The organism is Pseudophaeobacter flagellatus, from assembly GCF_021228235.1.
Classification (GTDB): domain Bacteria; phylum Pseudomonadota; class Alphaproteobacteria; order Rhodobacterales; family Rhodobacteraceae; genus Pseudophaeobacter; species Pseudophaeobacter flagellatus.
In genome coordinates, this window is record NZ_JAJQRG010000005.1 from 222,646 (window position 1) to 247,760 (window position 25,115).

At 58.6% G+C, this 25,115-nt stretch carries 23 protein-coding genes and 1 pseudogene; 11 read left to right on the forward strand and 13 right to left on the reverse strand.

Features of this window, described 5'->3' with window-relative positions:
• Positions 1-21: 21 nt before the first annotated feature.
• The 3 genes from LRK71_RS11935 (at position 22) to LRK71_RS11945 (ending at position 2,962) form a co-directional block, all read left to right on the forward strand.
• A complete protein-coding gene (locus LRK71_RS11935) occupies positions 22-705 on the forward strand; it encodes a hypothetical protein (protein ID WP_232404030.1) in 684 nt (227 codons plus the stop codon).
• Positions 706-944: 239 nt separating this feature from the next.
• Entirely contained in the window at positions 945-1,736 is a 792-nt protein-coding gene (locus tag LRK71_RS11940; RefSeq protein WP_232404031.1) for an HAD-IIB family hydrolase, read from the forward strand.
• A 5-nt stretch (positions 1,737-1,741) separates the two neighbouring features.
• Positions 1,742-2,962 carry a glycosyltransferase family protein gene (locus tag LRK71_RS11945; protein WP_232404032.1) on the forward strand — a complete coding sequence of 407 codons (1,221 nt, stop codon included), beginning with the start codon at positions 1,742-1,744 and terminating at the stop codon, positions 2,960-2,962.
• A 99-nt stretch (positions 2,963-3,061) separates the two neighbouring features.
• Here the strand turns inward: LRK71_RS11945 and LRK71_RS11950 are convergent, their stop codons facing one another.
• Together LRK71_RS11950 and LRK71_RS11955 are read right to left on the reverse strand one after the other, a co-directional pair.
• On the reverse strand, positions 3,062-4,810 hold the full coding sequence (locus LRK71_RS11950; protein ID WP_232404033.1) for a sugar phosphorylase: 1,749 nt from the start codon (positions 4,808-4,810) through the stop codon (positions 3,062-3,064).
• A 169-nt stretch (positions 4,811-4,979) separates the two neighbouring features.
• Positions 4,980-5,843 (reverse strand): MurR/RpiR family transcriptional regulator, encoded by an 864-nt coding sequence (locus LRK71_RS11955; RefSeq protein ID WP_232404034.1) that lies wholly within the window; start codon positions 5,841-5,843, stop codon positions 4,980-4,982.
• Between the two features lie 249 nt (positions 5,844-6,092).
• On the opposite strand from LRK71_RS11955, the gene dctP reads away from it, so the two are divergent.
• The 7 genes from dctP to LRK71_RS11990 all read left to right on the forward strand — a co-directional run bounded on the left by dctP (position 6,093) and on the right by LRK71_RS11990 (position 13,396).
• Positions 6,093-7,100: a TRAP transporter substrate-binding protein DctP gene (gene dctP, locus LRK71_RS11960; RefSeq protein WP_232404035.1), complete on the forward strand. Its 1,008-nt coding sequence runs from the start codon at positions 6,093-6,095 to the stop codon at positions 7,098-7,100.
• Positions 7,100-7,585 (forward strand): TRAP transporter small permease, encoded by a 486-nt coding sequence (locus LRK71_RS11965; protein WP_232404036.1) that lies wholly within the window; start codon positions 7,100-7,102, stop codon positions 7,583-7,585. The genes dctP and LRK71_RS11965 overlap by 1 nt, the downstream gene beginning before the upstream one ends.
• On the forward strand, positions 7,582-8,859 hold the full coding sequence (locus tag LRK71_RS11970) for a TRAP transporter large permease (protein ID WP_232404037.1): 1,278 nt from the start codon (positions 7,582-7,584) through the stop codon (positions 8,857-8,859). Before LRK71_RS11965 ends, LRK71_RS11970 begins: the two co-directional genes overlap by 4 nt.
• Positions 8,860-9,549 (forward strand): M15 family metallopeptidase, encoded by a 690-nt coding sequence (locus tag LRK71_RS11975; protein ID WP_232404038.1) that lies wholly within the window; start codon positions 8,860-8,862, stop codon positions 9,547-9,549.
• A gap of 267 nt (positions 9,550-9,816) precedes the next feature.
• Entirely contained in the window at positions 9,817-11,748 is a 1,932-nt protein-coding gene (locus tag LRK71_RS11980) for a response regulator (protein ID WP_232404039.1), read from the forward strand.
• 112 nt (positions 11,749-11,860) lie between these two features.
• Positions 11,861-12,463 (forward strand): acyl-homoserine-lactone synthase, encoded by a 603-nt coding sequence (locus LRK71_RS11985; protein ID WP_232404040.1) that lies wholly within the window; start codon positions 11,861-11,863, stop codon positions 12,461-12,463.
• 120 nt (positions 12,464-12,583) lie between these two features.
• Positions 12,584-13,396, forward strand: a complete 813-nt coding sequence (locus LRK71_RS11990; RefSeq protein ID WP_232404041.1) for a lysozyme family protein — start codon at positions 12,584-12,586, stop codon at positions 13,394-13,396.
• Positions 13,397-13,412: 16 nt separating this feature from the next.
• On the opposite strand, the gene LRK71_RS11995 is transcribed toward LRK71_RS11990, so the two are convergent.
• The 5 genes from LRK71_RS11995 to LRK71_RS12015 form a co-directional block, all read right to left on the reverse strand.
• A complete protein-coding gene (locus LRK71_RS11995) occupies positions 13,413-13,733 on the reverse strand; it encodes a hypothetical protein (protein ID WP_232404042.1) in 321 nt (106 codons plus the stop codon).
• Between the two features lie 169 nt (positions 13,734-13,902).
• Positions 13,903-15,219, reverse strand: a complete 1,317-nt coding sequence (locus tag LRK71_RS12000; protein ID WP_232404043.1) for a TRAP transporter large permease — start codon at positions 15,217-15,219, stop codon at positions 13,903-13,905.
• Positions 15,219-15,932 (reverse strand): TRAP transporter small permease, encoded by a 714-nt coding sequence (locus LRK71_RS12005; protein WP_232404044.1) that lies wholly within the window; start codon positions 15,930-15,932, stop codon positions 15,219-15,221. The genes LRK71_RS12000 and LRK71_RS12005 overlap by 1 nt, the downstream gene beginning before the upstream one ends.
• A gap of 75 nt (positions 15,933-16,007) precedes the next feature.
• Positions 16,008-16,988 (reverse strand): TRAP transporter substrate-binding protein, encoded by a 981-nt coding sequence (locus LRK71_RS12010; protein ID WP_232404045.1) that lies wholly within the window; start codon positions 16,986-16,988, stop codon positions 16,008-16,010.
• 68 nt (positions 16,989-17,056) lie between these two features.
• A complete protein-coding gene (locus tag LRK71_RS12015; protein WP_232404046.1) occupies positions 17,057-18,298 on the reverse strand; it encodes an NAD(P)/FAD-dependent oxidoreductase in 1,242 nt (413 codons plus the stop codon).
• Between the two features lie 340 nt (positions 18,299-18,638).
• Here LRK71_RS12015 and LRK71_RS12020 point away from each other — a divergent pair.
• Positions 18,639-19,319 (forward strand): annotated as a pseudogene (locus LRK71_RS12020) (aspartate/glutamate racemase family protein); the annotation flags it as partial.
• 22 nt (positions 19,320-19,341) lie between these two features.
• Here LRK71_RS12020 and LRK71_RS12025 read toward each other — a convergent pair.
• From LRK71_RS12025 to LRK71_RS12050, 6 genes are all read right to left on the reverse strand, one after another.
• On the reverse strand, positions 19,342-20,274 hold the full coding sequence (locus tag LRK71_RS12025) for an AEC family transporter (protein WP_232404048.1): 933 nt from the start codon (positions 20,272-20,274) through the stop codon (positions 19,342-19,344).
• 129 nt (positions 20,275-20,403) lie between these two features.
• Positions 20,404-21,201, reverse strand: a complete 798-nt coding sequence (locus LRK71_RS12030) for an MBL fold metallo-hydrolase (RefSeq protein ID WP_232404049.1) — start codon at positions 21,199-21,201, stop codon at positions 20,404-20,406.
• Positions 21,201-22,010, reverse strand: coding sequence for a TatD family hydrolase (locus LRK71_RS12035; protein ID WP_232404167.1), 810 nt, complete (start codon positions 22,008-22,010; stop codon positions 21,201-21,203). Before LRK71_RS12035 ends, LRK71_RS12030 begins: the two co-directional genes overlap by 1 nt.
• A 76-nt stretch (positions 22,011-22,086) precedes the next feature.
• Positions 22,087-23,223 carry a DNA polymerase III subunit delta' gene (locus LRK71_RS12040; RefSeq protein ID WP_232404050.1) on the reverse strand — a complete coding sequence of 379 codons (1,137 nt, stop codon included), beginning with the start codon at positions 23,221-23,223 and terminating at the stop codon, positions 22,087-22,089.
• The gene (tmk, locus tag LRK71_RS12045) at positions 23,220-23,903 is read right to left on the reverse strand and encodes a dTMP kinase (RefSeq protein ID WP_408636002.1); all 684 of its coding nucleotides are present in this window, start codon (positions 23,901-23,903) and stop codon (positions 23,220-23,222) included. The genes LRK71_RS12040 and tmk overlap by 4 nt, the downstream gene beginning before the upstream one ends.
• Positions 23,900-25,081: a D-alanyl-D-alanine carboxypeptidase family protein gene (locus tag LRK71_RS12050; RefSeq protein ID WP_408636003.1), complete on the reverse strand. Its 1,182-nt coding sequence runs from the start codon at positions 25,079-25,081 to the stop codon at positions 23,900-23,902. Before LRK71_RS12050 ends, tmk begins: the two co-directional genes overlap by 4 nt.
• Positions 25,082-25,115 lie beyond the last annotated feature (34 nt).

Consider the following 25,115-nt stretch of genomic DNA (forward strand, 5'->3'; position numbering starts at 1 on the left):
TTGGTTTCTGGGGAGGAAATCATGACTACATTTCAAAAAATTATTGGAGCTGTTTTGGCTTGCCTTATCGGCCCCACCGGTGCTGTCGCCCAAAGCCAATCCTCTGAGATGCCGCTGGTCTCATTTTGTGATCCTTTGATGTCGTCCGACGACAGGGGCATTGAAAGGAGCGATCGCGACGAGGATGAGCTGAGCGAGAGGCGTCGGTACGACTTGGAACAATCGGAGCCTCTGACCACGCCAGAAAACATCATGGATGTGATGTTCGAGGAGAAGTGGAGCCTTGAGACAGGCGAGCCGATCGCGCGTTACGAATTGTGCAGCGCTGAGCCAAGCTACGTCGTGCTATGGACCAAGCTGATGCGCGAGGTTGATGCTGGTGAATTGGACGTCGATGCCGAAGGGTACATGGCGATCCAGAAAGACGGGGCATTTGAACTGGTCTTTGCCAAACGCCCTTACACCGGATCGTGGGAGTTGGATGGCACTGAAATGGTGCTGTCAGCAGATTGGCTGAACAAGGGGCAGCCGTACCGAAGCGCGGTTGAAATTGTTGAAACGCCTGTGGAGACCACGGATTCCGAGGGTAAGCAGAACAGCTATACTGAAACGATGTATCGGCTTGGGGCGTTCCGCTTTTTCAGGCTGCCGACTACGTTGAAGGGCGCTGAAAGGGATTGCAGCTGCGCGAATGCCAATAATTAACCCCACCTCGCGGCGCCCGGTTTTGAACGGGCCTGCAGCGGTTGGCTGGGGGCAAAAGGCAGGCGCTATGGAGCGTGGATCTGGCACCCTGTATTTGCCCGCTTGGGCGTTTAGAATGTGCTTAAGTCGTAATCATATGGGCGTTTCGGTGCTTGTGATTTAGGCGGATGCGGGGGCTCTCTCGCGCTCTCGCGAGTGGGATCTTGTGATCCTGCGGGGCGCGAAGACAGACTGGGGGCATGACAATTCCCCTGCGTCTTATGGTGTTTACCGATCTTGACGGCACGTTGCTTGATCACGACACTTATTCTTGGGCGGCGGCACAGCCAGCGCTTGCTGCACTGAAAGACCTGTCTGCGGCGGTTGTCCTGGCCAGCAGCAAAACCGCCGCCGAGGTGGGCACGCTGCGCGCTGCTTTGGGGCTGCAGGACTGGCCCGCCATCGTCGAGAATGGGGCAGGGCATCTGCCGCCTGGTGTCAGCTCTGTGCAGGGGGGCAGCGGCTATGCGGATTTGCGCCAGATTCTTGCCGGGCTGCCGCCGGATCTGAGGCAGAATTTTCGCGGTTTCGGGGATGTCACGCTGGCACAGCTGGGCGAGATGACCGGGCTGCCGCCCGCTGGGGCACAGCTGGCACAGCAGCGTGATTTTTCCGAACCAGGACAATGGCTGGGGACGGTGCAACAGCAGGCGGACTTTCTTACCCATCTGCAGGCGCAGGGCGTGAGCGCGCAACAGGGCGGGCGTTTTCTGACGCTCTCTTTTGGCGGCAACAAGGTCGATCAGCTGCGCAAAATTGTTCAGCGCTATGCCCCCCAGCATACAATTGCGCTGGGGGATGCGCCGAACGATGTTCAGATGTTGGAGGCAACTGATTTTGGGGTGGTGGTGGCCAACCCGCATCGTGCCCCCCTTGCCCCGCTTCAGGGCGAGGCAGAGGGCCGGATCATCCGCAGCACAGCCGCAGGTCCGCAGGGCTGGAATGCGGCGATGCTTCATTTCCTAGATCGATTGCAATTGAACAAGGGCTAAGGCGTATGGCTGATTTTCATCAGAACGGAAACATCACAATACTGCACAATCTGCGCACCCGGTCGGCCGATCAGTTGGAGCATGAGCTTGCCGTTTTTGCCCAGTCCCGCAAAATCTCATTGATCCTGCCTTGCCTGTATTCCGAACTTGAAGGGGAGGCCATGCCGCATATCCTGACAGAGCTGGCAAGTGTCAGCTATCTGTACAGGATCATCATTGGCCTGGATGCCGCGAATGAAACCCAGTACCGCCGTGCCAAGGAATTCTTCAAGGGACTGAAGCAAAATCATATCGTCATCTGGAATGACAGCCCCAGAATGCTGGCACTGGGGAGCCGCCTAGAGGCGTTGGGTCTGGCCCCAACTGAGAAAGGCAAAGGCAAGAATGTCTGGGCCTGCCTTGGCTATCTGATTGGCTGCGCCGATAGCGCAGTCATGGCAATCCATGATTGTGACATTCTGACCTACAACAAAGAGATGCTGGCCCGGCTGGTCTATCCGATGGCCAACCCCAGCTTTCCCTACCAGGTGGCCAAGGGGTATTACCCGCGGATCGGCGGCGACAAGATCAATGGCCGGGTCACACGCCTGTTGGTCAGCCCCTTGCTGATTGCGCTCAATCGGGTGATCGGCAGCCGGGATTACATCGACTATCTACGCAGCTTTCGCTATCCCCTATCGGGGGAGTTTGCAATGCGCACGGCCATCCTGCCGGATCTGCGTATTCCATCGGATTGGGGTCTGGAAATCGGAGTCTTATCAGAGGCTTGGCGCAATCTTGCGCCCAAAGCGGTCTGTCAGGTTGATATCTCGGATGCCTATGATCACAAGCACCAGGCGCTCAGCCCAGAGGAAGAAAACACCGGCCTGAACCGGATGTCGACGGATATCTGCAAGGCGATTTTCCGCAAGCTGGCGGCGGACGGTACGGTCTTTACCCCCAATGTGTTTCGCACGTTGAAGGCCACTTATTATCGCTGCGCCCTTGACTTGCTAGAGGCCTACTACAACGATGCCAAGATGAATGGCTTGTCGATCAATCGCCATACCGAAGAGACTTCGATCGAGTTGTTTGCGGAAAACATCATGCGCGCCGGGCAGATCTTTCTGGAAAACCCGCATGAGACGCCCTTTATTCCCACCTGGAACCGCGTCCATGCCGCCGACCCCACCTTCCTGTCGGATATGACTGCCGCCGCCAAGGCAGATGAGATGGACTATACCTAAGCGTGCTACGCAGTATCGCGCACCGGATTTTGGTTGCGTAGAACGTGCAAAATACAAACGAGAGCCTGCGTGCGTGAATGCACGTGACGGCGCGTCGCGCTAACCCCGGTTGGTGATCCAGCGACATTGATAGGGCGAAAGCACCAGCGCTTCCTGCATCATATCGACTTCCTCTCCAGTCAGAAGGTCAATCCAGGTTTCATCCTCGATCAGGTTCATCGACATATGTGGCAGGGTTGTGGGCTGGTCGCTGACATTGTGCAGCGCAAAGATCGACTGATGTCGATCCAGGCTTTGCCGCCAGACGCCAAAGATCTTGTTGTCCAACGGCATGGTGAACTGGGTCGCATTGGGGTGAAAGGCGGGTTGCCTTGCCCTGATCTTCAACCGTTCTGACAGCCTCGCCAGAACCCGAGCCTGCAAGGAACTGGGGTCATCCAGCAGGGCGTTTAGCGTTGGATAGTCCCAACGGTGACGGTTGATCGCACGGTTCATCCCACGCCGCGCGACCTGGTCGTGATCATTGGGCGTGGCCAGCATCGCGTGAATGTAGAATGCGGGGATCCCCTCTAGCGACATCACGATGGTTTGCGAACATAAAAATCGATCAAAGTGGTGGTCGTCTTCGCCCAAGAATGTCCGCCGGGTTGCCTCAAAGAAGGTGGTGTTGATTTCATAGGGGGCCTGGCCCCCGTCGGCCAAGGCCCGCATCGAGACCAGCCCGCCGGTTTGCCTGATCGTATCAATCATCTTTTCCTGCTCGCGGTCCGGCAGGATGCCTTCGACCGGACGCATACCGATCCCATCGTGACTGGCAGTGAAGTTCAGATAGGCGCATCCCAGCTGGGCCGGGGGCATGCCGCTCTGCCAGCGGCGCAAATACTGAGCCGACCCGGACATGATCGCATGCAGGATCAAGGGCGGCAGCGGGAAATTATAGATTGCGTGGGCTTCGTTGCGGTTGCCAAAATAGCTGAGATTTTCAGCCTTTGGCACATTGGTTTCGGTGAGAAGGATAATGGTCTCGGCGGCGTAGTCGCACAGGAGCCGCATCAGTTGCACAATCGCATGGGTCTGGGGCAGATGGATTGAGGTGGTGCCAACCTCTTTCCATAAAAAGGCAATTGCATCCAGGCGGATGGTTCGCACGCCGTTGTCCACATGCAGGCGGATAATTCGCAGGAACTCTAGCAGGACCTCGGGGTTGCGAAAGTCGAGATCGATCTGGTCATGGCTGAAGGTACACCAAACATGGCGCGGGCCATTGACTGTTTCGACCTCTTGCAGCAGCGGCGTTATGCGGGGGCGAACCACCGCGCGCAGGTCATCCATCGGGGAGGCTTCGAAGAAAAAATCCGCATAGGGGGCCTGGCCCTGACGGTAGCTGTTGAACCAGGTTCCCTGGCTAGAGACATGGTTCAGTACCAGATCGGACATCAGGTGGAAATCTTTGCCGATCCGGTTGATATCTGGCCAATCCCCCAGCTGAGGGTTCACAGTCCGAAAGTCCGACACCGCAAAGCCATCATCAGAGGTGAAGGGAAAGAACGGCAGGATATGTACCCCGTTGACGACCCCCTTCATCCGGCGAAGAAGGAAATCATGTAGAAGATCCAGCGGTTTATGGGCACCATCCAGGATAGAGTTGCCATAGGTGATCAGCAGCGCATCCCGTTCCGTCCAGAGATTGTTGCTTGGCCGCCGTCCACGTTTGCGACGGTGTCTGTTGTCGGGCCAGAAGGCGGCAACAATTTTTCTGGAAAGCGCTGCGGCATCCAGATCAGGATAGATCTGCCGTATCAGCGCCGCCAACCGGTTTGCGAATGCATCTGTCTGGTCTTTAGGCATGTGAAAAGGAAATCCGAAAACCCACGCGACACAAGGCTTTGGCGGTGTCTTGGGCTGCAAAACCCGGATCATCGGCAGCCCCGGTGGCGCGCCGTCAGATTTTGACCATCTCTGCCTAAATTTTACGCATGTCGTGGGTCAGTTCCGGTGCCAGTCGGAGAGGTGGCAGCTAGTCCAGGAACAGGCCAAAATAGTCCTGTGCTTCGGACAGTTTTTTGACCCGGCGTCCGGCGGTATCGCCAAGGCTGGCGCTAACATCCTGCAGCAGCAGGTTCAGCCCGGTGGTAATTCCCTGCGGCATCGCCAGGAAAAAGTGGGTCTCTGCCGGGTAGCGCAGGACATAGGGCGTGATGCCGCCAGCCCAGTCGCAAAATTCATCAGCTAAAACAATGACATCAATGTCACGCTCTTGGGCGAGTGCAGCCAGGCGGGGGCCATGCGCCCCGTAGCGGTAGACATCCATCATGATCAGCGCAACATGTTCGCCGGGTTCTGGCAATAAGCCTGCATAGACGCCATCAATCCCATCCTCGAGGTGAACCTTGTTGCGCAGATAGGACAGACGGCGGAAAAAACCATCGGCAAGGAAATGCATGGTTTGAAAGCCGGTGACATGCACCGCATCCGAGTGCGCAACCAACTCGACGATCTGCTCCCAGATGGCGCTGCCGCGCAGTTCATAGGCGGCCTCAACAGAGGCCCGGCTTAGCTGAAGATCCTTTATGGCCTTTTCAGAGCTGGGGCGCGAAAAGCTATCTTCAAACCGTTTGTCGACGCGGTCATTCCCTGGCCGATAGGTCTTCTGGATGGACTGTGCGCGCGCATCAGCCGTATCGGTGAAGCCGATTTTGCGGAAAAACCGGGTCAGCGTCATGGTGCTTAGGTCAAGTTTCTTGGCAATGTCAGCGTTCTTTTCGACAATCACCGCATCGGGGCGCGCCAGAAAATAGGCCGCGATCCGCTTCTCTTTTTGGGTGAGCTTTGATTCTGCCTTGGCGATGGCATTGGCCAATAGATCCTGCTCTTCCTGCACCTTTCGCCCCTTTTCCCCTGTGCTTACGGTTTCATCACATGTAATTTTTGAGTATATTCAACTGTATAACAGTAAATGTTTTGTAGCAAACTTTTTTTATTAGGATGTTTGCTTGATAACATTTTCAAACTTTTCTATTTCATGGTCACGCCCGAACCGCGTGCCGCCACTAAGGCAACACCGTGAAGTGCCGAGGACGTCACGCGTTTGGCGGCAGATCATATATCGCTCAACAGGAAGGTTTCTGAAATGAAATTCAAGTCTCTCGCCCTTGCCGCTTTGCTGACCAGCACTGCGGTTGCCGCCCAGGCTGACGCCATCAAACTTGGCTATAACGGTCCCCCAGACGCCGAAAAGAACGCGGTGCATTTCTTTGCTACCAAACTGGAAGAGATCGTCGAGGCCAAGACCGATATCGAGCTGGAGCTGTTTGCCAACTCGCAGCTGGGCGAAGAGCAGGAGCGTATGGAAAACACGCTGGCCTCGCCGATGTTGAACATCGCCAGCTTTGCCGGTGTGTCGCCGGTGGTGCCAGAGGTCTTCGTTTCCAACACGCCCTTCATGTTCACCAGCCCCGAAGAGGCCCGCAGCTTCTTTGATGACGGCAAATACTGGGGCATGGTCGAAGAGGCCTTTGCCGAGCGCACCGGCGGGTCGGAAATCCTGGCCGTGGTGGAAGAGGGCGGTTTCCTCGCGTTCACCAGCACAGAGAAGCCGATCCATTCGCCCGCCGATTTTGACGGCATGAAGTTCCGCGCGATGGATCCATCGCAGGTGGCGCTGTATGAAGCTATGGGCGCTTCCGGCACGCCGATTCCATGGACCGAAGTATATAACGCGCTACAAACCGGGGTTGTCGACGGGCAGATGAACCCGCCGCTCTATATTATTATCGGATCCTTGAACGAGGTGCAGGGCTATATGACCCGCGCCAACATTCAGTATTCCATGCAGTTCTTGACCGCCAATGGCGCATGGCTGGCAGGTCTTTCCGAAGAAGAGCGCAGGATCTTGGAAGAGGCGGTTATCGAGGCCAACGCGCTGACACGCGAAGATGTGCAGGCCAATGTCGAGGGCCGGGTAGAATGGCTGTCGCAAAATGGCGTCGAGGTGATCACCCCCACCGCCGAGGCTATGGCAGAATTCCAGAAAATCGGTCAGCCCGGCTTTATCACATGGCTTGGCACCCAGGATATCGACAAGAGTTTCCTGGAAGCCGCCTTCGCGGATCTCGGCAAATCTGACCTGATCAAGTAATGATCCTCGCTTTGCAAAAATTGCTGACACGCCTTTCAACAGGCGTGTCAACGCTGCTCATCGCATGGGTGACGGTGTTTATCCTCTATGGGGTGGGGGCGCGCTATTTCCTTGGCGCTTCGCCTATCTGGTTTGATGAGTTGGCCCGCTATTGCATCATTGGGTCTGCGATGCTGGGGATGGGCGCGGTTTGGATTGAAGGCGCGCATATGCGTGTTGCGATCCTGGAAAACCGTGTTTCGGCACCGATCAAGCGTGTGATCATTTGGTATCAATGGCTGTTGACCCTGGCGCTGACGGGGGCAATGACTTGGTTTTCTTATGAATATGTTGGCAGCGTCGGCTTTTTCAAAACGCCGGGTTTGCAGATTTCGCGCTCTATCCCGGTGGCGATCCTGCCGGTTGGTTTTGGGCTGCTTTTCCTTCTGGCACTGCTAAATGGCCCCAAGCCAATGCCTGCCCAGACCGTTGAGGACGACGAATGATTGCCACCATGCTTGCGGTGATGCTGCTCAATGTGATCATTGGGATGCCGCTTTTCCTCAGCCTGATGACCACCGCGGTGATCGGGTTTTCCTTTGTTGGCTTTGAACAGATGAGCCGCATCATGCCGCAGCAGGCCTTTGGCGGCATTGACGTGTTTTCCCTAATGGCCATTCCGTTGTTCATTCTGGCAGGGAACCTGATGAACAATGGCAATATGACGCCACGGCTATTGAACCTTGCAACGCGCCTTGTGGGGCATCTGCGCGGCGGCCTGGGCCATGTGAATGTTGTGGCCAGTGTCTTTTTTGCCGGCATCAACGGCTCTGCCGTGGCCGATACCTCGGCGCTGGGCACCCTGCTGGTGCCGGGGATGCGCAAAGCCGGGTTTCCCGGCACCTATGCGGCAGGGCTGACGGCCGCCAGTTCGCTGATCGGGCCGATTATTCCGCCGTCGATCTTTATGATCCTCTATGCCAGCCAAACCGGGACCTCTGTCGGGGCGCTGTTCCTTGGCGGGGTCTTGCCGGGGCTGGCGCTGGGCGGCGCATTCATGGCGATGAACATTGTTTATGCGCGCATCTATAACGTTGAAAAACTGGACAAACCTGCGCGCTTTAGCGAAATTCTCTGTGCGGCCTATGCCGCGTTACCGGCCCTGATTGCGCCGCTGATCATCGTCGCGGGGATCGTATTTGGCGTGGTGACGCCGACGGAATCCGGCGCCCTGACCGTGGCCTATGTGGCAATCTGGGGGGTGATGTCGGGCAATCTGAACCTGCGCAGTCTTTGGATGTCTTTCAAAGACACGGCGATGCTGACCTCGGCGGTGTTTGCCATTATCGCGATTTCCTCAATCATTTCGTGGCAGCTGGCCTTTGCCAATGCGCCCGAAGCCTTTGCCGATATCCTGGCACCCTTTGCCGATAATCCGGCGCTAACCCTGATCGCGATCTCATTTGTGACCTTCATCACCGGTATGTTCATGGAGGAGGTCTCGGCGCTGATGCTGTTGACTCCGATCTTTTTGCCTGTGGCCCAGGCGACGGGGATTGATCCGGTACATCTGGGCATTGTCATCACCCTGAACATCACCATCGCGCTGATTACGCCACCGATGGGGGCCTGTATCTTTGTCGCCTCTGCGGTTGGCAAGGTTGATATCGCCCGTCTGTTCGTGGCGATCTGGCCCTTTATTGCCGTGGCGCTGAGCGTGCTGTTGATCATCATTCTTGTGCCCGGGCTTACCACCTGGCTGCCAACACTGTTGCACTAAATGTCTAAACCACAGTCAAATGTTCTGAATTGGGAGGCCGCCGCGCGGCTTAACATCGCTGAGAACGGCGAAGTGCTTGTTTCGACCTCCGGTTGTGCATGCTGGCTGACGCGCCCTGTTTACCATGCCGATGGCCTGCCAAACGCTCTGCCAGATGTCTGGGTGCGCGCCGGGGTCTATGATCGTTTGCGCATGGCGGCGCGTGCTTTGCCGCAGGGCTATCGGCTGGTCCTGCTGGATGGATGGCGTTCCAAAGCCCTGCAGCAGGCACTGTACCAAAAGATCCGAAGCGATGTTGTCGCACGCCACCCAGAGGCCAGCGCCCCGGAGATTGACCAAATTACCATGCAGTTTGCGGCACCGCCCTCGGATAGCCAGACAAGACACAGCCCGCATGTCACCGGCGGCGCGATCGACGTGACACTGGCGGATGAAACCGGCGCAATCTTGCCTATGGGCAGCGGCTTTGACGAACCCAGTGCGCGCAGTTGGACAGGTGCGCTTGTAGGATCCCCCGAGGTCGAGCGCCGACAGCTGCTGTGCCAGGCGATGTTTCAGGCTGGGTTTACCAATTTGGCAAGCGAATGGTGGCATTTTGACTATGGTAACTGGGTCTGGGCTGTTGCCGCAGGCCAGCCAGCCGCCTTTTATGGCCCAACAGGCCTGCCTGACGGATGCCAGAAAAAATAGCGGAGCAACGTGAATCCTGGCTCTGCCTGTTAATTGTGCAACCTGCGTCTGAACGCAGGGTTTTCGCGGGAAGATGCCTTCAAACTTGCATAAATTGTTAGGATAGGATCCTATTCTTTCGAACCACCGCCATCTTTTGGCCTTATGTTCAGGTGAAAGTACCGGACCGTCCATACGCGTGCTCAGGCGATGGCGGTGATTGGGTGCCTTTGGTGTCCGTTCAGCGAGAAAAAGGACGACGTGAATGACGCTTCGGGGATGATGCGCATGTTTGAATTACCAGCCGATTTGAAGGCTTCGGTTGCTGCACAGAACCGGCTTGTACGCGGCGACCTGCCATCTCGGTTTGCCTCCATCACGCTCGTCTCGGTTCTGTCCCTATATTACCTGCCTTTTGTGACGGTTTGTGCGATCTATGCCTGCCTTTGCCTGATCGAAGTGATCGGTATTTTTGCCTATCGCAAGCTGGACCGCGAGGTGACGCCTGGCGGGGTTGTGTTGTTGCTTGGCTCTGCCTTTGTCGGGATTTGGGTCTTTAATGCGATTCCGGTGCTTTTGTTTTTACAGCCAGAGCCCTTTCCCAAACTGGCCGGCACGATGTTGCTGATCATTGCGCTTAATCATAGCGTGGTTGCACGGTCGGAATGGATGCTATTCGGTCTTTTGACTGCGGTGCCGATTATCTGCGCTGTGGGCTTCATGATCATCAATTTCCTGTACTCCTTTGCCAGCCCGATGGAATTTGTCATCGCGTTGATCATCATGATTTTGGGGGCCTGTTATGTTGCCCATAGCATGTGGGTGCTGCACCGGCTGACCAGGCGCTTGCGCGTGGCACTTAGCGCCGCCGAAGCCGGTAGCCGTGCCAAGAGTCGCTTTTTAGCGGCCATGAGCCATGAAATCCGCACGCCTCTGAATGCGATTTGCGGCATGTCTGAACTTATCGATGAGGAAGATACCGATACAGAGACTCGGCGCGAGCGCACGGTTTTGTTGCGCAAATCTGCCCAGGCGCTGACGGGAATTCTGGACGATGTTCTGGACCACGCCAAGGTCGAGGCCGGCCATATCGAAGTAAGCCTGGCTGCCGCAGCCCCCAAGCTGGAAATCGCCAGCGCGGTAGAGATGTTTCGCGCGGCTGCGGATGCGAAGGGGCTGCGGCTGGATGTTGAAATTGGCGAAGGCTTGCCAGCCTATGCCGAATTTGATGCGCTACGCCTGCGTCAGGTGATTGGGAATCTGGTCTCCAATGCGATCAAATTCACCGAAATAGGTTATGTTTCTGTCAAGGCGAGCGGCGTGCTGGTCCGGGGCGAAACCCTGCTGGCAATTGAGGTCTGCGACACGGGGCGGGGCATTGCGGCAGATCAACTTGGCAAGCTGTTTACGGAATTCTACCGCGTTGAAGACAAAAACGCGCCTACGGTGCCGGGCACTGGGCTTGGCCTGGCGATCGCGCGCCGCTTTGCCCGCATGATGGGGGGGGATATCACGGTTGTTTCAACGTTGTCTGAGGGCAGTTGTTTTACGGTGACCTGCCAGATCAAGGTTCTGGAAGAGGCCGATGTGCCGCTTGAGACCGAGCAGCACTCAGGGGCGGCGGCGCAGCCCAGCAGGGATGACCTGCAAGATCTGGCGCAGGATCTTAATATCAAATCCATCCTGCTGGTTGATGATACCAGATCAAACCGAATGGTGGTGCGGGCCTTTCTCAAGAAGGGGGATTTTGAAATATTGGAGGCCGGCAATGGTGTCGAGGCGCTGGACTGTCTGGAACAGCGGGCAGTTGATCTGGTACTTTTGGATATGAAAATGCCGGTGATGGATGGCGGTGAGACCCTGATGGAAATGGCCCGGCGTGGCGGGCGTATCGGTGCTACGCCAGTGATCATGCTGACGGCAAATGCCGGAGCAGAAGACCGCGAGCGTTATCTGGCTCTTGGGGCCTCGGGCTATATCGCCAAACCGGTGAAAAAATCAGTCCTGGTGTCAGAGATCCGCAAGGTTTTGTCTGCGCGGGGGCTGGCGTCAGGTGAGCCGCAGCAATCGGGTCAATCGTCAGGCCCAGATCGCCTGCCTACAGAGGCCGGAGAGCAAGCCATTCCGGGGCAGGGCACAGAGACCGGTCAGTTCTCCTCGGCAGAGACAGAGGATGCCACCGTTTCGGTTGACACAGAGCTGCGTCGTGCCGTTAAGTAATACTAGTTGCGTTAATGTAAAATTTACGATTGCCTGTAAGAGTTGTGTTGAATTTTATTAAAACCCCCATGAGGGGGGCTAGAAATCCTCCAGCGAGTGGACAGGCGCACCGATGCAATCGACAGAGATCACCTTTGACAATTTTGGTGAAACAGGAACCTTATTCACCGCGCTTCTGCGCGCTAGGTATCACCACTTTATTGAAGCCCGTGGCTGGAAGCTGCCAAATACACGTGGGCTTGAATTTGATCAATATGACAGCCCGGAAAGCATTTACTATGTGATCCATGATGGGCTGACAGTGTATGGCGGGCTGCGGGTAACGCCGACAACGGCGCAGAATATCAACGCCAGCTACATGTTGCGCGATGCCCAACTGGGCCTGTTGCCGGATCTTCCCTCTGATATTCTTGACGAGCCAGCCCCGCAGGACCCTAAAATCTGGGAGGTCAGCCGGGTTTTTGTTGCCGACACCCTAAGCAGCCGGGAACGGATGCAGGTGCGGGGAGAGATTGGCATCAGCCTTGCCCGTTTGGCCGAGTCCTGGAACTTCAAGGATTATATCTGCCTGACCTCGGTGGCGGCGGGGCTACTGATGCGGCGAACTGGTTTGACCATTTCCCCAGCCGGGCCGCGCGTTGAAATCGGCGGCGAGACCTGCCAAGCCTACCATTTGAAGGTGGATGCCAAAAATGTCCGTCGCTACGCCGCCTGACCCTTTGGCCGCGAAGGGATGGGGGGCATTTTAGCGCCCCGCCCCGAGGCTTGGTAAAGGAAATCTCAATTCTGTCACGATATCACAGCAGGAACCTGCGGTTTCAGACAGAAGGCTGATATGAGCAAATCCCAATTAGGCCCGCGCCTTATTTCTTTGAGCTTGGCTCTTTTTCTTTCGCCTGCCAGCTTTTCAGCTGTTGGGGCGACAGAACAGTTTTCTATCGTCAACGAAGGGTTCTTTCGTCAGGGATCTACGACAGCGGCGCAGCCGATGTTGGCGCGCCATAGTCCGGCTTCGGTTCTGGCGGGTGAGGTAGCACTGGGTCAAGACCATCTCCAGGGGCAGGAGCTTGAGGCCGAGATGGAAGCGGTGCAAGCCAATCTGGCGAGCCTCTTTGCCGATCGGCGCGGCACTAGCCTGTTCCGCGCCATGCCCCAGAATGGTAGTGCCCGCGGTGCGGTGGCCAAGCTGATGCAGCTGATCGCCAGCGCCGAGGCCGGCAGCGCACAATATGATGCGGTGCAGCATGCCGCCAAGGTCCGCCCGCAAAAACAGCCAACCCAGCTGACGCTGGGAGAAATATACGACTGGATTGCACGCACCCCTGGACAGCAGCACGCCATCGGGCGCTATCAGTTCATTCCCGCCACCCTAAAACGTCTGGCGCGTCAGATTGGTGCTGAACGCGGAGAGGTCTTTTCCCCCGCGTTACAGGACCGTCTGGCACATCAGTTGCTGGAAGAGGCCGGCCTGAGTGCGGTGATGGCGCGCAAGATGGACCGGCGCGATTTCATGCATAACCTGTCCAAGATCTGGGCCGGGCTGCCCACCTCGACTGGTAAATCCTATTATCATGGCTTGGCTGGCAATCGTGCGGTGCTTAGCTGGGCGCGCTTTGACGCAGAGATGGCGCGCATCTTCCCCAGCTGAGAGACGGTGCCGGAGGTTAGCGGCCTGTTGCCCAGGCTTTGGCAGAGGTCCGACGCATTACCACGGTAGTCAGATACATTGGCACCTGATAGCAGCCCAGAAAGATGGGCAGTGGATCGGTGGTGGCGGCCGGTAGTGCGATCAGAAACAGGGCAAAATTGCGATTGCCTGCACCGACAGCGGTCGACACCGCGTTCTGCCTGACCCAGCGCCACAGCAGCCAGCAAAAACACAGGCGCTGCGACCCAGGGTTGGCAAGGGTCACTACGCAGCGCCACTGGAACACGTCGTAAGGGGCGTGGTGCAGCGTCGGCCCCAGCTCTCCCATCAAAGCCAATGACAATGATGCCAAGGGCTGGAATGGTCACCCCGTCCACCGCGCGGGCACGCTATTCCGGCAGGTGGGGTGCCAATAGGTGCCGACACAGAAAGGCCAGCTCAACGGTCACAGGCATCAACGTCAGCTGTCCCTGCCGGGCGACTAGGCCCGGCAGGGATATCATCCGCTATCCGCCGACAGGCCCGCCGCGCTGGGTGTTGGGGAGCCAGGTTGCCAGCTCTGGCCAGGCCACCAGGATAACTACCATCAATAGCATAAGCCCCACCATCGGAAGGGCGGTCTTGGCGATATAGGAAATTTCGTGCCGGGTCATGCTTTGCAAGACAAAGAGGTTGAAGCCAATCGGCGGCGTGACCTGCGCCATTTCAACCACCACCACGATAAAGATGCCAAACCAGATCACATCAATGCCAGCTTGCCGGATCATTGGCTCCACAATCGCCATGGTCAAAACAACCGAGGAAATCCCATCCAGGAACATTCCCAGCACCACGTAAAACAGGGTAAGCGCAATGATCAGCACTAGCGGGGACAGGTTCATCTGATCAATCCAGGCCGCCAGCGCCCGTGGCAAGCCGGTAAAGCCCATGGCGAGTGACAGGAAAGAGGCCCCCATCAGGATCAGCGCGATCATCGCCGATGTGCGCGTCGCCCCCATCAAAGAGGCGCTGAAGGTCGCCCAGTTGAGCGAGCCCTGCAATAGCGCCAGCGTCAACGCCCCGACAACGCCCACGGCGGCGGCCTCGGTGGCGGTGGCCAGGCCCAGATACATAGAGCCAATGACGACGGTGACCAGGATCAGCACCGGAATCAGGAATCTGCTTTCGGCAAGCATGGCGCCAAAAGACATCGCGGGCTCGGGTTTGGGGCGCTGGTCTTTGGCCAGAAAATGCCAGGCCATGATATAAGCCATGAACAGGCTGGCCAGCACCAGGCCGGGGAAAATGCCGGCCAGGAACAGCTTGGTGATCGATTCATTGATTGAAACGCCATAGACGATCAACGTCAGCGAGGGCGGGATCATCAGCCCAAGGGTGGCAGCCCCGGCCAGGGTGCCGACGATCATATATTCGGGATAACCGCGCTTGCGCAGCTCGGGGATCGACATTTTGCCCACGGTGGTCAGCGTCGCCGCCGAAGAGCCCGAGACTGCAGCAAAGATGGTGCAGCCCGCAATATTGGTGTGCAGCAGGCCCCCCGGTAGCCAGCGCATCCAGGGGGCAAGGCCGCGAAACATGTCTTCCGACAGGCGGGTACGATAGAGGATCTCTCCCATCCAGATGAACAGTGGCAGCGCCGTCAGGGTCCAGCTGGAGGCCCCAGTCCAGATGGTGGTGATCATGGCATCGCCTGCGGGGCGGGTGGTGAACAGTTCCATGCCGAACCAGGCCACACCCATCAGCGCCAGCCCAATCCAGACGGAACTGCCAAGCAGCGCAAACAGCACAAAGATGAAGATAAGCGTTGTGTAGATCTCGCCCATTATTCCACGGCCTCCGATGTGATGCTGGCCTTGCGGGTGATCAGCAGACGGCACAGATAATCCCACAGGGCCAGGGCCAACAGGACGGTACCAATCGACATCGGCAGCTGTGGCAGCCAGACGGGGGTATAGACCCAGTCGGATCCGGTTTCAGCCCAGAGCGTACCCCATTTTGAGGGCGCTGTAACAAACATGGCAAAAAACGATAGCAGCCATTCCGGGGTGAAATCCTGCCCCTGGGTGCGATCATTCAGCATTTCCGACATGATGTTGGTCTTGATCGCGTAGCGGGCGAAATAGGTGGCGGTCACGGCGGCAATCCACATGGCCACCGCATCCAGCCACAGGCCAAAGCGATAGCCCATATTCAAAAAGACCGAGACCCGGATATGGGCGCCACGGGTCAGCGCATGGGCCAGGGCCAGAAACGAGGTCGCCGCCATGGCATAGCCGGCATATTCGGTTGAGCCGGGGAAGGTCAGGCTGCTCCACCGCGCCACCATTTGGGCCAGGATCAGTGCAAGAATGGTAATCATGCACAGCGAGGCCAGTATGCCTGACAGCAGATAGACCCGGTCCAGCAGCCGTTGCACAGGCCGTAATGCCCGGCTCATAGGTGTCGGCGACAGCAGACAGGCCAACGCCAATACTGTTGGAATCACAAAGAGCCAAACCCACAGGGGCAAGCCCAGAAACGGTTGCCAGTCACGCATGCCCATCCCCTAAAGACGTCAAAGAAAAGACGGCTCCGCCCACACCGGGGCAGAGCCGTCGGATTTTTGGTTAGCTTAGTTTGCGTTATAGGCGTCCAGAATGGCCTGGCCGTCTTCTCCGGCACTGGCCAGCCAGTCGGCAGTCATCTTGGCGCCGATCTCTTCCAGCTCTGCCAGGAATTCGGGGCCCGCATCGGTGACTGTCATGCCGTTTGCAGAGAGCTGCTCAAAGTACCAATTGGCCAGCTCTTCCGATTTGGCCGCACAGGCCGCGCCGGTTTCATCTGCAGCCTTTTGCACCTGCCCCTGGGTTTCGGCGCTCAGCCCTTCCCAGACCTGTTTGTTGACCATCACATAGTTGCGCGGCAACCAGGCGTTGACCTTGTAATAATGGCTCAGATTTTCCCAGACCTTGCGGTCATACCCGGTCGAGCCGGATGAGATAAAGGCCTCGGCGACGCCCGTGGCCAGGGCCTGGCTCAACTCGGCGGCTTCAACCTGCACCGGGATCATGCCCAGTTCTTCGGCAAAGGTTGCGGTTGCGGTGTTATAGCTGCGGAACTTGATGCCCTGGGTATCTTCGGAGGAGGAGACCTCTTTGTTGAAGTAAAAGCCCTGGCCCGGCCAGGGGCAGGTGTAAAGCGCGACAAGATTGAGATCGCCCAGCTGGCTATTCACCCGGTCTTTTGCGGCATGCCAGAGCTTTTCGTTATCGGAGTAGGTGGTGGCAATAAAGGGCAGGTTATCCCAGCCCAGCAGCGGCGCCTCATTGGCATGGGCGGACATGAAGCGTTCACCAATGGGGGCCTGACCGGTCTGCACCGCGCGCTTGATTTCGCCGCCCTTGAACAGCGATCCACCAGCATGCACGGTGATGTCAATATTGCCGCCAGTGTAGTCGCGGACCTTGTCGGCAAAAACCACGCCCATTTCAGAATGGAAGTTGGTTGCCGCATAGGCCATCGGCATGTCCCAGCTTTCGGCCAGGGCACCCGTGGCGGCAAGGGCCAGCGTCGACGCGGTGAAGGTCATTGTGAGCGAGGTTTTGGCTGTCATTTCTGTTCTCCCTGAAGGTTCGATTTTGCTGTTTGTCAGCTTGTTATTCTTGGTGGTGCCAAACGGTGTTACCTGAAACGATCAGGGGCATAGGCGTGCATGTCAAGGTTCATTGGCTGACCGGTTATCAGCCCGGCCACCATGCGTCCGGTTTTTGCGCCGCCTGTCAGGCCGATGTGATGATGGCCAAAGGCGGTATAGACGCCAGTGCTGCCAACCTCGCCGATCAGCGGCAGGCTGTCCGAAGGGGCAGGGCGAAAGCCCAGCCACTCTTGCTCACCGGTGGCGCGCATCTGCGGAAAGGTCTCGGCCACGGTGCGGCGCAGCAGGGTAAGCGGTGCCTTGGACGGCGTCGGGTCCAACCCGCCAAATTCGACGATGCCGGCACAGCGCAGCCCCTGATCCATCGGGGTTGCCACGAATTTACCAGAGGCCACCATCAGCGGCGCGCGCGGGGTAATGCTGGGGGATTCATAAACCACGTGATAGCCGCGCTCTGTCTCCATTGGGACCGAAAGACCAAGTTTTTGCATCAAAGGCTTTGACCAGATCCCGGCAGAGATGACCGCCTGGTCACAGTCAAAGCGTCCCTGATCCGTTTCAACGGCAGAAATATGCCCGCCGCTGAGATCAAAATTCTTGACCTCTGCCTGCACAAATGTGCCACCCATTTCCACCAGAAGCTTGACCAGATCCTTGACGTAGTTCGCCGGGTTCAGGATGAAGCCGTGGTTCTTGTTCACCGCCAGCAGGCTGGTGTTTGACCCCAAGGCCGGTTCGTGTTCCTGCACGGCTGGGCCTTCGATCAGGTCGGGGACAAATCCGGCTTCGCGGCGCAGATCCCAGACATAGGAATCCGCCTCAAAGGCAGCGCGATCCTGATAGGCAAAGTTATACTCGCTTTCCTGGATCCACTTGGCCGCCGGGGTGCCCAGAGTCAGCGCCTGATGCTGTTCGACGCTGTCGCCAATAATATGGGTCAGCGATTTTGCAATGCGCCGGGTGTCGCGATCATTTGCATGCGAGAGATATTTCATCAGCCAGGGCAGCAGCCTGGGCGTATAGCCCCAACGCAGGAATAGGGGGAACTTGGGGTCCAGCAGATATTTTGGCCCCTTGGGCAGCAGGCCGGGCGTGGTCACCGGCACAATGGCGCAACTGGCGAGAATACAGGCATTGCCATAAGAGGCCCCCATACCAGGTTCGCCTTTATCGATCAGGGTGACGTCATGCCCGGCGCGTTTCAGCCAGAGCGCGGTGGCCGCGCCGACGATGCCTGCACCTACCACGATTGTATGTTGTGTCGTCATTCTAGGTGGCCTTTTTGATCGCGGCTGAGCGCTTGCGGTGGGTGGATGGTTTTCACATGGATTGTCGCCTAAGCCCTGTCAAAGGACTAATCTTTTCCCAGACCATGCCGATTTCGCGGGGGCATTTCAAATGATATCTTATGGCGTTGGTGTGGCTGCGGGCGAAATTGTGCGGCGGTGCGCGTTCCGCAGGCGCGGGGCTTGGGCCGGGCGGATCTCTGGGGTTGGAGGCCGTGGTGCGCCATCAGAAACGGGTCTCTTGGGGGATGCCCGGCCTGGGTAAAGCTGCTAGGGATATGGCGAATTTACGGGGCATCCAGCGGAGAGACAGCATGCAGCAGGGGGCAAGACAGTCTATGGGGCTGCGGTTGGGATCTTGATGCTTGAGACGCAGTTTCCACGCATTCCGGGCGATATTGGCAATGCTCTGAGCTGGGATTTTCCGGTGCACTACCGGGTGGTGCGCGGCGCTACACCGGATCTGGCGGTGCGCCAGGATCCCGGCCAGATTGCCGATCTATTCATTGAGGCCGGGCGCGATCTGCTGGCCATGGGCTGCGATGGGATCACCACCAGCTGTGGCTTTCTGGCGCTGATCCAGGATCAGGTGAAACAGGCCCTCGGTGTGCCGGTGGCGACGTCCTCGTTGATGCAGATCCCCATGGTGCAGGCGCTGTTGCCGCCGGGCAAGAGGGTGGGGGTCCTGACCATTTCAGACCACTCTTTGACCCCGGCTCATCTGCGCGCGGCGGGGGCCCCCGAGGATACGCCCATCGGCAGTCCCGAGGGGCTGCGTTGTTTCACCCACGACATTCTTCGCGATGCGGCGCAGACATTGATTGGGCAAAATCCGGATCTGGGGGCGCTGGTGCTGGAATGTACCAATATGGTGCCCTATGCTGCAATGCTGCGCCGTGTCACCGGGCTGCCGGTTTTTACCATTCACAGTTTCATCACCTGGTTTCAGGCCGGGTTGATGCCGCGTCAGTTTGAACGGGGCCTGATGGACCCGCGACCCTAGCGCGGGTTTGCATTCTGGATGGTTAGCTTAGCACCAGCAGCCAGAACCAGATCGTCAGCACCGAAGCGGCAGTTGCGATAAGCACCGAAGAGGCGGCAACCCGCTTGGCCCGCCCATACATATTGGCAAAAATATAGGCATTGAAGCCCGGTGCCATGGCCGCATTCAGCACACCAGAGCGGAACAGATCCTGTTTGACCCCAAGCGTGCCGCCCATGAGCCAGACAATGCTGGGGTGCACCATCAGGGCGGTCACACAGACAAAGCCGATGGTGCGCAGATCGCCTTCGGGGCGGTATTGCACCAGCACCCCACCCAGGGCAAACAGCGCTGTCGGTAGCGCCGCACGGATCAGCAATTGCAGCGCGGCATCAACTGCACCAGGAATGGACAACCCGGCCAAGTTAAAGACAAAACCAAGGGCAATGCCCAGGATCAGAACATTCTTGAACATGGCGGTCAGCACCGAAGAAACGGTCTTGAACCCGCCAGCGCCGCGGTTTCTGACCACCTCCATCGCGGTGATACCCAGCCCATAGCAAAAGGGTGAGTGAAAGGCGATGATCGCATAGTTGCCAGTCAGGTTCTCTGGCCCAAAGGCGCGCTCCGTGATTGGCAGTCCCAAGAGGACGGAATTGGAGAACAGGCAGCAAAAGCCAATGGCGACGCAGTCTTCCCAATCGCGTTTGAAAATCAGCCGTGCGCCGGTCAGGCCGATGCAGAAACACACCGCCGCCCCGGTGTAAAAGCTGATCAACAGGGCCGGGTCAAAACTGCTGGACAGGTCCAGATTGGCCATGGCGCGAAACAGCAGGCAGGGGATGGCAAACCCCTGGGTGAACTTCATCAGCCCATCAATCTGCGCCGGGCTGAAAAATCCTTTCTGTGTTGCGATATAGCCCGCTGCAACCACCAGAAATACTGGCAGGATGACATCAATCAAGCTTTGCAGCATTGTAATCTCCTGTCGGCCAATAGGTGGCATCAATACGCGGACACCGTCGGGGCCAAGACCCGAGGGGCAGAATGAATTTGCAGTCGGCACCCAGGCGTCAGCCTTGGCCCGACCAAAGTCAAATGGCAGCTAGAGCGGGCAGCGGATCACCATTCCGTCATAGGCGGGGGTAATGTGGTCATCGGTTTCTGCCGCGATCGTGTCGTGATCAAGATCGATATGCATATTGGTCAGGACTGCCCGCTTAGGCTGCATCCGCGCGATCCAGGACAGGGCCTGTTCCAGGCTGAAATGGGTGGGGTGCGGGGTGCGACGCAGCGCGTCCAGGACCCAGCAGTCCAGCCCTGCCAATGCAGCGAGAGAGTGATCGGGGATCTCGGCCACATCTGGCAGATAGGCAAGAGAGCCGATGCGAAAGCCCAAGGCATCCATCGCGCCGTGATTGACTTCAAACGGGAGAAACGGAATTTCCCCGCCCGGCCCGTCAATGGTAAACGCGCCGTCGATGGTGCGCAGCTCCAGGATTGGCGGATAGGGCGATCCTTCGGGCTGCACAAAGGCATAGCCAAACCGCGACAACAGCGCATTTTGCGTCTCGCCATCAGCATAGACCGGCACCCGGTTATGCATGTTGAAAACAATCATGCGCAGATCATCAATGCCATGCACATGGTCTGCATGAGAATGGGTGTAGATTACCGCGTCCAGCCGCCCGACCTCGGCGTCCAGCAGCTGGTTGCGCATATCCGGACTGGTATCAATCAGCACCGTGGTGGTGCCATCTGGGCCATCCCGCTCAACCAGCATGGAACAGCGGCGGCGGCGGTTGCGGGGGTTTTGCGGGTCGCAGGCCCCCCAATGGCCGCCAAGCCGCGGCACCCCACCAGAAGAGCCGCAGCCCAGAATTGTGTAGCGCAGCTCAGCCATCAGGCCGCGGCCTCATAGCGGGCGGCCTTGCAGAACAAGCGGTCAAAATTTTCCTGGGTGGCGGCGGCGAAATCGGCATAGTCCAGACCAAAGGCCTTGGCGCCGATCTGCGCGGTCAGGGCGCTATAGGCGGGTTCATTGCGTTTGCCACGATGCGGTGGTGGCGCCAGATAGGGCGCATCAGTTTCGACCAGAATGCGATCCAGCGGCGCGGCGGCAAAGATATCACGCAGATCCTGGCTCTTGGGGAAGGCGGCGATGCCGGACATCGACAGATAAAACCCCAGATCCAGCGCCGTACGCCCCAACGCAGCCGAGGAGGAAAAGCAGTGCATCACGCAGCTATAGGCACCGTTCTGCATCTCTTCGCGCAGGATGCGCGCCATGTCGTCATCGGCAGCGCGGGCATGAATGATTAGCGGCAGCTTGGTTTCGCGCGCGGCGGCGATATGGATCCGCAGCGATTGCTGCTGCATTTCGGCGCTTTCGCTCGTGTAGTGGTAATCCAGCCCGGTTTCACCAATGCCGACAAATTTCGGATGATCGGCCAGGGCAGTCAGCTCGTCGAAGCTGGCCATGGGTTCGCTTGCCACGCTCATCGGATGGGTGCCTGCTGCATAGAACACCGGGGGATGGGCCTCGGCGATGGCGCGGACCTGTGGTTCGTTCTTGAGCTTGGTACAGATGGTGACCATGCGGGTCACCCCGGCCTGGGCGGCGCGGTCGACCACGGCCTCCAACTCGCCTTCAAAATCAGGGAAATCCAGGTGGCAATGGCTATCGGTGATCTGTGCCAGCCCTTGGGTCATAGCTTGGGAAGGGGTGCTCGTCATGCCTGCCTCGTCTTGTCGTCATTGGCCGGATCCGGGCGCTGCCGTTGGTGGGTCAGCGGGACGCGGTCTCTTGCATCTTGAAAACCGTATCTAGGACAAGTGAAGCCGGGTCAAGGTTCACTGCTTGGCCATGCCGCGCCCGCGCCGTTGCTTCGGCGGAAAGGTCGGCCCAGGCGCGCGCCTGGTGCGGCGTAGCGGCCAGGCGGGACAGCATGGCGCTTTCGCCGGGGGCGGCTTCGGGCTGGGGCGGCTGGCCCATGGCCCCGGTGCGCGCCAGTCGCGCCAGCGCGATTTCGATCAGGGTTAGCAAGAGCTCAAACTTCTCTGCCGCGCCCCGCTGGGCGGCAGTTTCTGCCAGGGCCATGGTGCGCTGTCGGTCCAGCCGGGGTAGGGTGGTCATGATCTGCACCAGCTCGCCATAGGTCTTTAGCCCGCCAAGATTCAACAGGCGCAGAGCCGCCCCGACGGATCCCGCCGCCAGAGCCGCCAAATGCGCCGTGTTTTCTGGTAGTTCCGCCCCTGCCTGGGCCAGAGCCGCCTGCATGTCATCGGGGCCGAGCGGCGCGAGCCGAAGGCTGCGGCAGCGCGATCGGATGGTGGGCAGCAGTCGCGAAGGCTGATGAGAAATCAGGATCATGGTGGTGCGGGCGGGGGGCTCTTCCAGCATTTTCAACAGCGCATTGGCGGCGCTGATATTCATGTCGTCCGCCGCGTCTACAATTACCACCCGGCGCCCGCCATCGGTGGCGGATAGGCCAAAAAAGCGATTCAGTTTGCGAATATCATCCACCACGATCTGGTCGCGCAGCTTTTCCTTGTCGTTATAGCTGCGGCTGATGGAGGCCAGCCCCGGCTCTGCCAGGGCCTGAATGCGATGAGCGACAGGTAGCTCTGGGTCTACCGACAGCGATGTTACCGGCGGTGGCGCGCCAAACAGCCCTTCGTCGGCAGGCGGGGTGGCCAGCAGAAAGCGGGCAATGCGCCAGGCCAGGGTAGCCTTGCCGATGCCCTGCGGCCCGGTCAGCAACCACCCGTGGTGCAGGCGATTGGAATTGAAGGCGGTCAGGAAATCCTGCTCTGCCCGGTCCTGGCCAAACAGCTGCGCGGTTTCCCGTGGATGCGGCGCGCCGAGCGCTTGATCAGCACGGGGCAGGGCCTCTGCCTCTTTGGTCTTGGTGGCACGGCTCATGGTGTTGCGGTGCCGCGCGCGGCAAGCGCCGCAGTGGCCTGCTGCAGAATATCCGCTGCCACGCTGTCGATGTCCTGGCTGCCGTCGATGACGCAGAAGCGATCGGAAAATTCCTTTGCAAGTGCAAGAAACCCGGCACGCATTTTTTCCTGCAGCGCTAGGCCGAAATCTTCAAACCGTTCTTCCGAACCCTGACGTCCCTTGGCACGGGCCAGGCCGGTGGCGGGGTCCATGTCTATTAGCAGGGTCAGGTCGGGTTCGCGGCCGATCATCAGGCTGTGCAGCTGGTCGACGGTGGCGCGCAGGTCGCCGCGCGACAGCCCTTGATACATCCGGGTACTATCGGCAAAGCGATCACAGATCACCACCTTGCCCGCCGCCAGCGCGGGCGCGATGGTGCGTTCCAGATGATCCCGGCGCGCGGCGGTGAACAGCAGGATTTCGGTTTCGGCGGACCATTTGTCGGGGTCGCCTTCCAGCACCATCCGGCGGATCTCTTCTGCTCCAGGAGAGCCGCCAGGCTCGCGGGTGACAAGCGTGTCATGGCCTGCGGCGCGCAGGGCTGCGGCCAGGCGCTGACACTGGGTGGATTTACCCGACCCATCAATGCCTTCGAAGGTCAGGAATAGGCCTTTTTCGGCTATGGCGCTGGCCTGCGCCTCTGACTCGACCGGGCTCACTCTGTGGCCTCTGGTCCATTGATCAGCCGCTTTGACAGAACCTGAGCAGCGGTCTTGATGCGGACAAAAAAACCGCCTGCAGCAATGTCCTCGGCGGCCACCAGAGGCAGGCGCAGTTCCGGCAGATCATCGGGCTGCAGCACCAGTTCTGCCAGGGGATCGCCCTTGCTTATAGGCGCATTGATGGGGCCGGAATAGACCACCTCGGCGGCGATTTCCTTGCCCGCCAAGGCTGGTAGCAGGATTTCCAGATCGGTTTGTGGCACCAACCCTACCGATTGTTCAGCTCCCTGCCAGACCTCTGCGCGCGCAACCGGGATGCCGGCTTTGGCGATGATCTTTTTGGCAAATTGACGAAACGACCAGTTAACGACGGCTTCGGCCTCCTCTGCGCGGGCCTTGGTGCTGTCCAGCCCCGAAATCACAAAGATCACCCGGCGATCCCCCTGCACGGCAGAGCCGACCAGCCCATAGCCCGCTTCGCTGGTGTGGCCGGTCTTGAGCCCATCTGCGCCAATGCCCAGCCCCAAAAGCGGGTTGCGGTTGCGGGTGTTAGAGGGGGCGCGCCCATCAAAGGCAAAGTTTTCTTCAGAAAACAGCGGGTAATACTGCGGGAAATCTTCGATCAGATGCTGCGCCAAAATGCCCAGATCGCGCATCGACATGCGATGCCCGGCCGCAGGCCAGCCGTTGGAATTGGCAAAGCTTGCGTTGTTCATGCCCAGCTCCTGGGCGCGTTTGGTCATGTAGCGGGCGAACCCGGCCTCGGTACCATCGGGGCTCAGCGCTTCGGCAATCACCACGCAGGCATCATTGCCGGACAAGACGATAATGCCGCGCAACAGATCCTCGACACGCACCCGGTCAGTGGTGTCCAGAAACATGGTTGATCCGCCATAGCTCATGGCGTGGGCGCTGACGGGCAGTTGTTCATCCAGGGTCAAACGGCCATCGCGCAGCGCCTCGAAGGCCACATAGAGCGTCATTAACTTTGACATTGACGCGGGGGGCAGAGGGATTTCGGCATTTTTCGACAGCAGCACGGTATTGGTGCCTTGATCCAAGACAAAGGCGGCTTCGGCGCGGGTATCAAAGGCGGCCAGCGGTAGTGCAGTCAGGCAGAGCCCAAGGGCGGCGGCCAGAAGCTGTTTGGCAATGGGGCGAAACGGTGATTTCACGCCTGCGTCCTCCTGAGGGTCGGGGGTATGGGAA